Origin of the sequence: Fischerella muscicola PCC 7414 (assembly GCF_000317205.1) — a bacterium.
Classification (GTDB): Bacteria; Cyanobacteriota; Cyanobacteriia; order Cyanobacteriales; family Nostocaceae; genus Fischerella; species Fischerella muscicola.
The window spans coordinates 87,772-97,335 of sequence record NZ_AJLK01000151.1 but is presented as its reverse complement, the minus strand read 5'-3'; the positions used below and the strand labels follow the sequence as shown (position 1 = coordinate 97,335).

The 9,564-nt window shown below is 42.7% G+C and carries 6 protein-coding genes; all 6 read right to left on the bottom strand.

All coding sequences use genetic code 11. From position 1 onward, the window contains the following. Positions 1-458, bottom strand: a 458-nt coding sequence (locus UYI_RS33305; RefSeq protein WP_026086139.1) for a hypothetical protein, incomplete at its 3' end; no start/stop codon positions are given. Next, positions 455-2,341: a DUF1998 domain-containing protein gene (gene drmB, locus UYI_RS0123845; RefSeq protein WP_016869195.1), complete on the bottom strand. Its 1,887-nt coding sequence runs from the start codon at positions 2,339-2,341 to the stop codon at positions 455-457. The genes UYI_RS33305 and drmB, both read right to left, overlap by 4 nt. 86 nt (positions 2,342-2,427) lie before the next feature. Further along, the gene (gene drmA / locus UYI_RS0123840; protein WP_016869194.1) at positions 2,428-6,531 is read right to left on the bottom strand and encodes a DISARM system helicase DrmA; all 4,104 of its coding nucleotides are present in this window, start codon (positions 6,529-6,531) and stop codon (positions 2,428-2,430) included. Positions 6,532-6,581: 50 nt separating this feature from the next. Then, entirely contained in the window at positions 6,582-8,708 is a 2,127-nt protein-coding gene (locus tag UYI_RS0123835) for a UvrD-helicase domain-containing protein (RefSeq protein ID WP_016869193.1), read from the bottom strand. Between the two features lie 118 nt (positions 8,709-8,826). Next, positions 8,827-9,309: a DUF3368 domain-containing protein gene (locus UYI_RS0123830; protein ID WP_016869192.1), complete on the bottom strand. Its 483-nt coding sequence runs from the start codon at positions 9,307-9,309 to the stop codon at positions 8,827-8,829. Beyond that, positions 9,299-9,553, bottom strand: coding sequence for a UPF0175 family protein (locus tag UYI_RS0123825; RefSeq protein ID WP_016869191.1), 255 nt, complete (start codon positions 9,551-9,553; stop codon positions 9,299-9,301). The genes UYI_RS0123830 and UYI_RS0123825 overlap by 11 nt, the downstream gene beginning before the upstream one ends. Positions 9,554-9,564: the final 11 nt, after the last annotated feature.

Below are 9,564 nucleotides of genomic sequence, written 5' to 3'. Positions count from 1 at the left end.
TTAATAGCAGCTACTAATGCTTTTGTAATCTCTGGAATTTTATATACGGCAAAGCTTATCAGGATAAATTCCTGTTTGGCTTCCCGAATCATTTGTAGCAACACCTGTTCAGTTCTGCGTAGAGGCATTCCTTCAGTCGCAGGCCCAGTCCATACTAACTCAACCGATAACTCATCCCGTGCTGCTACTTCACAGTAGCTTGCTGTAGAAAGGGCAGCAGCGATCGCAGTACTGTCTAAATAAACAGCTTCCCGGCACCAAGTTTCTAACAATTCCCCTACCAGTCGGCGAAAGTTAGCATTGGGCAATTGTTTCAAGATAGATGCTTTCAATTCAAAATTACAATATTTTGCTGGACTGTTTGTCAACAAATCAATCACAGCTTCCAAAACAGGATATGGAAGTTGTTTGGCACAAGTGCGAATTTGAGCTAATAAAAGCGGCGGCAAGAAACTCACACTTTTACCTCTGGGAAGAATGCCAAATCTGTAGTTAAGACAGTGGGAATCAAAACTGCGCGATCAAGATATTTATTACCGCGTTCACAAGAAGTTTCTGGGCTAAACAGACAAGCATGGCAAGCTGCCCAATGCAAAGATGTAGCTCCTTTAAATGGGGTATGTTCTGCACACAATGGGTCAGAAGCACATAAGCGCATTTGTTCTAAAGCTTGGTCTATATGATATCCAAGTGTTTTAGGCTCTCCCAAACTGACTAAACCACCCAAAGTACCTTCGCTATCAGGTGCGGCAGTATAAATTAGTATACCTGCCATTGGCCCACCTTCATCTTCTGGACGTTTGGAATAGATTCGCTCTTTTAAACTGGCAGCATTGTAACCACACTCAAGAGCCATTTGCCGCATTAGGGCATGAGCGAAGGAGTGAAGTAAAATGTAGCGTACACCAGGAAAGTGAATTTTGTCTGGATCGAGAGAACGGACTCTACACCAGTTTCTATGAGCATCGATAGCTTGAAGCTTATAATCTTGTAACTTTGGATTTTTTTCCCATTGATGAAGTGTCGTTTCTTGGAACTGGATAAAAATACCTTCGCCTTTGACTTCACTGGCTGGTACCCATTTAGGATTGCTGCGGCTTAAATGCACTCTATGTTCTGTAAGAATTTCGCCAGAGTCAATAAAGTCCCCTGGGGATTGAATACGTGTAAAACCAATTAAGGCACGCACTTCTCGCAATCTTTCTACTAACACTACCTGCGAAAAGTAATTTTCATACCCGGATGGTGGTTTTACAGGGCGTAGCTGAAAATCTGGAGTGTTAAGATTTGGGTCAGCAGATGAAAAAACTTGCCATTCAGGTGTTTTCAAATCTCTGGCACTTTCATCATCAATATTGCTCTGCTGCTGAAGTTGTTTTTGTTGAATTACTGACCAAATTCTATCAGTTTTGTACTTAGATAATTCCTGAAGTTGTCCTATAGCGGAGAACGCTTGTAATAATACTTCTAAGGCGTTTAGGTTATTAGTTTTTCCTAAAACAGTCCAGTTTTGTTCAACCAACTGCTCTAATTGATTTGAAGTTATGGGAATTGATAAAGCTGAGAGTGTAATTGGAAACCAGCTATTAGATGCCCCCAATAAAATGGTTTTCATTTGTTCATCACAGCTTTCATCAAAATTGCGTAAATGCGGATGACGACCGCGACAACGCGGCATATTTTTCTTGGCTAGTTCACCAAAGGCATCAGACAATCGACGTTCACTATTGCAGCCATTGCATTTAACTACAATATCTGAAGGGGAACCAGATACACCGTATTCCTCTAGCCTTAATGGACCCTTGCAGGCTGTATTGCCACGATGAACAAAATATAACCAAGGAAAATCATCTAAATGTCCGCGATCGCAAGAGACGAGAAAGCGCGATGGTATTGCTGTTGGGTCTTTTTTTTGACTTTTGGGACAGTTGAGATGAACATAACGGGTTTGGTCTGGACGATAAGGATTTTCTTTAAGTTGGAAATAAGGATATAAAGGTGCTAACAAACGACATTTTGGGCATACCATCCATCCAGGAAAGGGCGCAACAGGAATTCCTGTTCTGGCGTATTCGTCAAATGGGCTTCCGGAGGAAGCATCCTCAGCAGGTATTGGAGGTGCAAGTAGTTTTTTAACTTGTTGACCCAATTCACGGCGAATAGCTGCAAGGAGACGTTGTTCCCCCAACTCAACTACCCCTTGTTGTGTATTCCAGTCTTCCAAACCCATAACCATAACTGAAAGATTGGGCAGGTCGAGTACAGCACCTACACCAAAGGAAAATAAAATTTGGCTGGGTCGCAGTTCACCTACTCTGTATTTATAGTTAGATTGGCTCATTTTGGTAATGGGTAATTAGTGATTAGTAATTGGTAATCAGGGATTAGGGTTTGCTGATTAGTGATTGATAATTGGTAATTGAAAGTTTACCCATTACCGATTACCTCTTCTTTCATTGGTTGAGGCAAGCGACTAAAGTCATCATCCGGCACTTGGTCTTGAAAAATTAAGCCCACTGTCGGTTCGACATTTCGTAGGGAGTTTAAACAAGTAAAGTCCTGCCAAATTCCTTGACCTGCCGACTCTAATAATTCAATGGTCAAACCATCGCGCTTGTCTGTTTGATATTTGAGAGTACCGCCCCCAATCAAGTTTTGTGCTTTACTTAGCCAGACATCTAACTTAGCTTCCAGGGCTTGTTTAACAAGTTTTTGGGTTTCCGTACCTGCAATTAAATTAGCGCGATCGCAAATTGTATTAATGGCAGATTGTATATAAGGATGGTTGCGTTCAATTCGTCCTGCTTGGCTGTTACCGTTAAATTCTCTACCCGCTAAACGCACAAGGGATATAAACAATGCAGCTAATCCCCTGTCAATGGCACGAGGCGCAAAGGGAGTCAAAGATAACGCTTCTACGTGTTGATAAAATGTAGCGTGATAATGCTCAAAACGTTCGTAGTGTGATAAATCTCTAGGACGCGCCCAGTTGTAAACTGTAAATACGATACCAGGGAATGTCCGTCCGACACGGCTGGTGGCTTGAATATACTCGGCGGTATTTTTTGGCTGACCTGTAACTGCCATCACCCCCAAACGTTTCACGTCTACACCTACGGAAATCATATTAGTAGCAAGTAAAACATCCAGTGGTTCAAGCTGCTCGACTTTTTCCCCAGCTTTGCGTTTGGCTTTGATTTGTGCTTCTCGCACTGGATCGAAGGATGTTTCTAGTCTATCTAGAACTACGGGAATATCGGTGGAATCCTTACGAGATGTTAGTTCTTCTAAGTTAATTCGTAGGCGTTTCGCTAGTCCCCGGCTATCCATTTTGGCAAGGCGGATGCGGATGTCATCATCTACCAAGCGTCGCATACCTCCTAGTTCCCGCATAGAGTTGAAGTAACCAACTAATGTCATCCAGGGGTCAACACGGTTGCCATATTGTTTATTTTCATACAGGTCTTGAGATGCCGCAAGGATAGCAACATAAACTCGAATTAATGCAGCTTTTAACCGTCGCCCTGTGGCACAAATACCGACATAACGCCGTCCTGGATTAGTCTCATTTGGTTCTCGCTGGCGTGAGAAGAAATTATCTCCTACATCCAAGCCTTGCGGTGGAAACACTTGTACTTTCCGCAGAAAAAGGTTATGCATCTGAGTTTCTGCCTGACGTATTGTGGCGGTAGAAGCTATAACTTTGGGACGAACCTTTTGTCCATCGACTTCCCAGGAACATAACTGGTCTACTGCGGTTTCATAAAGTCCCACTAATGTACCAAGGGGGCCACTAATTAAGTGCAACTCATCTTGGATGATCAAATCGGGTGGACGTAGGGCGTTGCTAGGAATTGTTTTAGCTGCGGGTAAATACGCAGTTTTTTTATGTGAATCAGTATCTTCAATATCCGAAGTCCGAAACCCATGCCGTTCACAGTAACCGTCTACCTGTCCAAAAAGCATTTGAATTTCGCCCTTCCAAGGCATCTGGGCAAATTTATCTACAGTAGCAATTAGCAGTGTGGGTAAGCGACGGTAAATTTCTTCATCAACTACGAGAATGGGTAAACCTTCGTTTGAAGATTGTTTTTTACTAAACAGGCAACGCCCCAAAGAGTCGCCACAGTATATTAGGGTACGGGCGCGACCTTTACTAAAAGCTTCGACTTCAATATTTTTACCTGGGTCGATTTTAGAACCGCACCACGGGCAATTTGTGAGTTGGTGAGGGGAACCGCTAGCACTTTGTTGGTACTGTCCTCGCGCTTGCTTGCAAAATTCTTCGCTTTGGTCAGTGTGGTTGGGGGTAGTACGCTGACCTACCCATAAACCGATACGGAATGGTTCGTTGCCCCATTTAGCTGGGTTGTCTCGGCGGATAGATTCACAAGCACAAATTAAGGCGGTGGCGCGTTGAAATTGTTGTAGGGTAAGCAGGCGTAGGGTATAGCGCATCAGCACTGCAACGCCATATTCTCCGGAACGTCCTGCAATTACCCCTTGTAACCTCCGCAGTCCAATAGTATATGCGGTTAAACCCAGGTAAGCTTCGGTTTTACCACCACCAGTGGGAAACCACAGTAAATCTGCAACAGCATCGGTTTCATGACTGCGATCGCAATGGTGTAAATCGGTTATGCTGGGTAAATTCAGTAAAATAAAGGCTAACTGGAAGGGAAACCAAGTAGGTAGTGGTATTTTATCCAAATCTGGTGTTTTACCTTGGCGTACTTGTTCTGAGTAAATGGAACGAAGACGCTGCAAGTACATGGCTTGATTCATAAATCGGAAAGCTTCAGCTGCTTGGGGGTTAGTTTGCAGCAGCGTCAAACCTTCTTGAATACGTTGCAGAGTGCGATCGCATTTTTTAATCGCTTCTTTTGCAACATCTTGGTAATCCACTAATCCTTCATTCGGGTCAGAGATGCGTTGTGCTTGTTGTTGAATCCAGACTGTGTAAGCTGTGACCAGGGGATTTAGTTTACTGATAAAATCTGGGGTAGCAGTTTCCCCCAATTCCTTCATATCTAAAACCAGTCCCGCTAATTCAGGGATTTCATCTGCTTGAGGTGGAGAGGTTTTGGGAACTTCGTATACAGGTACTACACTGGTAGATAATTTAACAGCACGTTCTTTAGTGTTTTGTGCTGTTTCGGCGTGGACACTTACCCCATGACCAATGGCGAATTCTACTTGTTTACGATAAAGCATTGACATTGCTTTTTCTTCAGCATAAATCACCGGGTCAAGCTTACCTGCCTGACGCGGTTCCTTGCGTTTGAGAAAAATGTCGTAATATTGAGGATCTGCTGATTGTACGCTTAATTCTGGTTGAAATAACCACGCTTCATCACGTAACTTGGCGGGTTCTTTTTGTCCGTTAATTAAAAACAAGCTAACAATCCAATCTCCGTTAATTTGTTGGCGAATTTTTCCTTGGACATAAACTTGAGGATAATCAGGATGCACTATCCAAGTAGCAATGTCTCCCTCAACTAAAGAAATGGGAGGTGAATTTTCTCGAATTTGTTGGCGTTTCCACACCATTTTGGGTGTGTCATCTTTTTTAGTAATAGTTTCGCTTTTTTCGCGTTTATATTGCCCCCAACCTGCGTTAATTTGTAATTTTTTAGCTGTACCACTAACACAGAAAGTCATACCGAAGGAAGAGGGAAACATGGTTTCAGCAGGTGGTACACTAACTTCGGTCGTGCCTTCCTCCGCAGTACCTTTGCCAACTACAGCTAATTCATCGAGATTTTCTGGTTGTTGGCAGTCAACTTCTCTGAAGGGTTCGTCTTGTATTTCGGTTTCTGGGTTTGGCAGTTCGGAATTGACAGGTGCTGTGACTTCCGTTCCTTTTCTAGGAGACGCTAGGCTACCAGCAACAGCCGATTTATTAATAGTCCCAGCACTCATGCTGCGTTGTAGTGGTGCGAGTAACCCTACAAGATAGCGATCGCTTACACTATCCTCATCTACCTCTTCTTCCTCGCCACCCGCAGGCCCCAGTAAATCTGCCAATACTGCCTTTTCTAATTCATCACGGATTTCATAGGGCGTAGGTATCTTTGATTCAAGAATGTTGGAAACTTCAGCTTCTATTGTTTCTGGCTGGTCTTCAACAACTAAATTATTACTAGCAGGTATAAATTGTTCTTTTAATAATTGACCTTCGTTTTGAGAGGGAACAAATTGTGTCTCTAATAAATTCCCCTGCGTCCACACTTGTGGTGTAACTTTGGTTTCTTGTGGCTTTTTCTTGGCACGCGATTTCTTTGCTTGTTGCTTGTGCTGTGCAAAATAACGCAGAATGCCAGCAGCTACATTATCAGCGATCGCACCCTCAACTCCCAACCAATCTGCATCATTTGTCAGGTCGAGTCCTTGGAGCAAAATCGCCAGTTGAGGCTCCGGTGCAGACACTACCGCACTCCAATCAAGCTGAATTTTATGTTCCCGCAGTTGTTTGTTGATATCTAGTAAATCTAATTCACCTGGAAGTACGGAAGGTAGCTGGATAATCATTCGTTAGTTGTTAGTAATTAGTAATTAGTAATTAGTAGTTAGTTTTCTCCCTATTCCCTATTCCCTAAATTCCATAATTGAGAATCAAAGTTTTCGAGGAGAACAGGGGATTTGCTTGCAGGAACAATAATGAGTAATGCCCTCATAGCACGAGTCATACCAACAAACAAAGTACGGCGTTCGCGTGCCAAAATTTCTAGAACTTCATCCTCCGGTGTGCCTTTGGCAATTGTCGGATAGGGTGAATCCAAAAATCCGGCTAACGCTACGATAGGAAATTCTAACCCCTTGGCAGCTTTCAGCGTAATAACCTTAACACCTTGTTTATTTAAATCTAAGTCTTTGCTCGTCATGAAATGCGCTTCTAAGCCTAAGTATGAAAGTTGAGCAGCTATTTTTGTACCAACACTCTCTGTTGGCACAATTACCGCACAAGCGTTAATACCCAAGCGAAATTCACGGGCAGCACTTTTACAAAAGCGTACCAGCAATTCTGCTTCATCCCCAGGATTGTTTACAGCACGGACAGCCGGCGGTGGGCCATTGTGAATATAGTCCCGTGTATTTTCAATTTCATCCAATGCACCGTTAGTCAAGTACAAAATCGCCGCTTCGTTAATTTCGCGGGTAGTGCGGTGGTTAACACGCAATACTCCTGTGCGTCCAACAAATTTCAAGTCTTGGCTAACGTCAGTCCATCGGAAGCTACTACCATATATGGATTGATTAGCATCGGCGGTAATAAACAGACGGTTAGGGTAACGGCAAAGCCGGGTGAGGATACGCAAAGTGTTGGGGTCTAAATCTTGGGCTTCATCAATCACTACCGCATCATAAATTGGCGGGTTATCCATCTCCTGCAATGTTGACAAAGCACGGGTACGGAGTTGCTGCCAAGTTTCGAGTTCTTGTTTTTCTAGCAGCTGGTAGAATTGTTGACGCAGATGCCAGATTGCTTGACGTTGTGTTTTATTAAGAGAAATTGTTCTACCGTTTCGTGGTGTTGCTTGGTAAGCATCGAGGGTTTTGAGTTCGCGTGCTTCGATAACTGTACCGATTTCATCAATTAAATAATCGATGCTTAGGCGTTTTAACGTTTGTTCTTGGGCTTGACGTTGTAGTAGATTGCCTTCGAGAGAATCAATAGTATTATTTAACGCCTGCTTCATGGTTCTTCGCAGAACTTCACCAGAAGCAATATTGGGTTTTCCGGTGCTTTGGGAAATTATTGAAGCTATTATGGCATCGGCAGTTTTTACCTCAACATACCGGATGTCTTCGCCTAAGAGACTTGCTAAAAGTTGTTGAGAAAACGCAACTAGCGCATTTGTATAGGTTGTGAATAATATCTTGGGTTTTTCGACCCCGTTGGCTTGAAGTGTTTCTAGTAACGCACGAACACGGTAAAGTGCGACGGTACTTTTACCTGTACCGGGGCCACCTTTTAATAGGGTAGGGCCACTGGCATTAATTGCCCAACTGACAAATTTCTCTTGTTCAGGGTTGAGTTTCAGCAAAAATCCCAGCAACTCACCTTCAGTGAAGCGCAGTAAATCATCGGTGCTACCTGTAACAAAGCTGGGTTGATTAAGAACTTGGTCAAAATTGGGTTCAGCAATACAATCAAAAATGCGTTCGATAATCGACTCCGTAGGAGTATCGCACCATTTACCGGGTAAATTGACTGCCATCAAATCATCTAATGTCCGACAAGCAGTTAATGTTGACCAATATTCTTCCGGTACTCGCAACCTACGAAGCAAATCTTCTGTAATTTCCACAGGTAGCGGCGTTTCTGTGCTGGAGACATTAGGTAAAGCAAAGCTTGGGGTATAAGTTGGTTTAACGGTCAGCATTGCTTCTACATCTGGTAGGTTGCTGATATCGATATCAGTTGTTTCAGCAACGAGCTTATCACCTTTGTATATATCTTTACGAGCATCAACACCCAGCAAGGCTACCCATTTATCGCCAAAAGTATAAATTATGCGATAGTCTCCTGAACGTAGGCGATAGACATCACCCTTATAGCCGTGTAGTTTCTTCTTTAAATTACCGTGGGGTTTGGGATCATCGCGCAATACTTCGATTTTCTCTAAGATTTGCACTACATACTCTTTAGGAATAGCCAAGAGTTGGTTAGTGAAGGTGGGTTTGTGGATGATCTCGAAGGTCATGGTAAATGGCTATTTCTATACAAGGCTTAAATTCATTGTATAAAATAAAACTGAAACTGGTTAGTTATATACTTCTCCATTACCCATTACCCATTACCAATCACCAATTACCCATTCCCTATTCCCCAGCTTGTTGTTTCAATAAATTAACCAAAGTATCGGATAACCACAACCCAGCGTCACGCAAAGCTTGAATACCAGGAGATATGCTGGGGATCAGTCCACGTCTTTTTGCTAATATCAGCAAACCTCCTGTCCCAATAGTCCTAACACCTAAAGCTTGACCACAACGCCGTGCTGCCCTATCGTCAACAATAGCCGCACAATCTGAATTTTTTAGTGCCAAACTCAATACTTGTGATTCTCCTTTTCCCAAATCCCAAGCTGCTACTTCAGGTGCAATAGTATTAACTTCTACTATTTGTATCCAAGAGATACTAGGTAATTGCGTTGATGCTACATCATCTTTTGTGGTGACTTCTTCAAAAACACCCGATGGAACTAAGATTTCTGTGAATAATTGTGGAATTAATTGCGCTTGTTGACTTTTTAAAAGCACAATCAACGGTGAAGAATTAATAATTGCACGATTAATCGACATTTGCCAATTCCTCAGCTAACTCTTGGGCAGTATATTGCATAAAATCTACTTTGTAGCGTGATAAAGCATGAATAAATTCAGCACGAGTTAGTCCAGCAATTTCTGCTGCTTTGGCTTGTGATATTTCGCCTAATTCATACCATTTAACTGCTGCTGCAATTCGCATTTCTTGAATAAATTCTTCAGGATTTTTGCGGAGTGCTGAAAATACTGTTTCGGGTAATTGGATTGGTACTGTTCGCATAAATTTTTCCT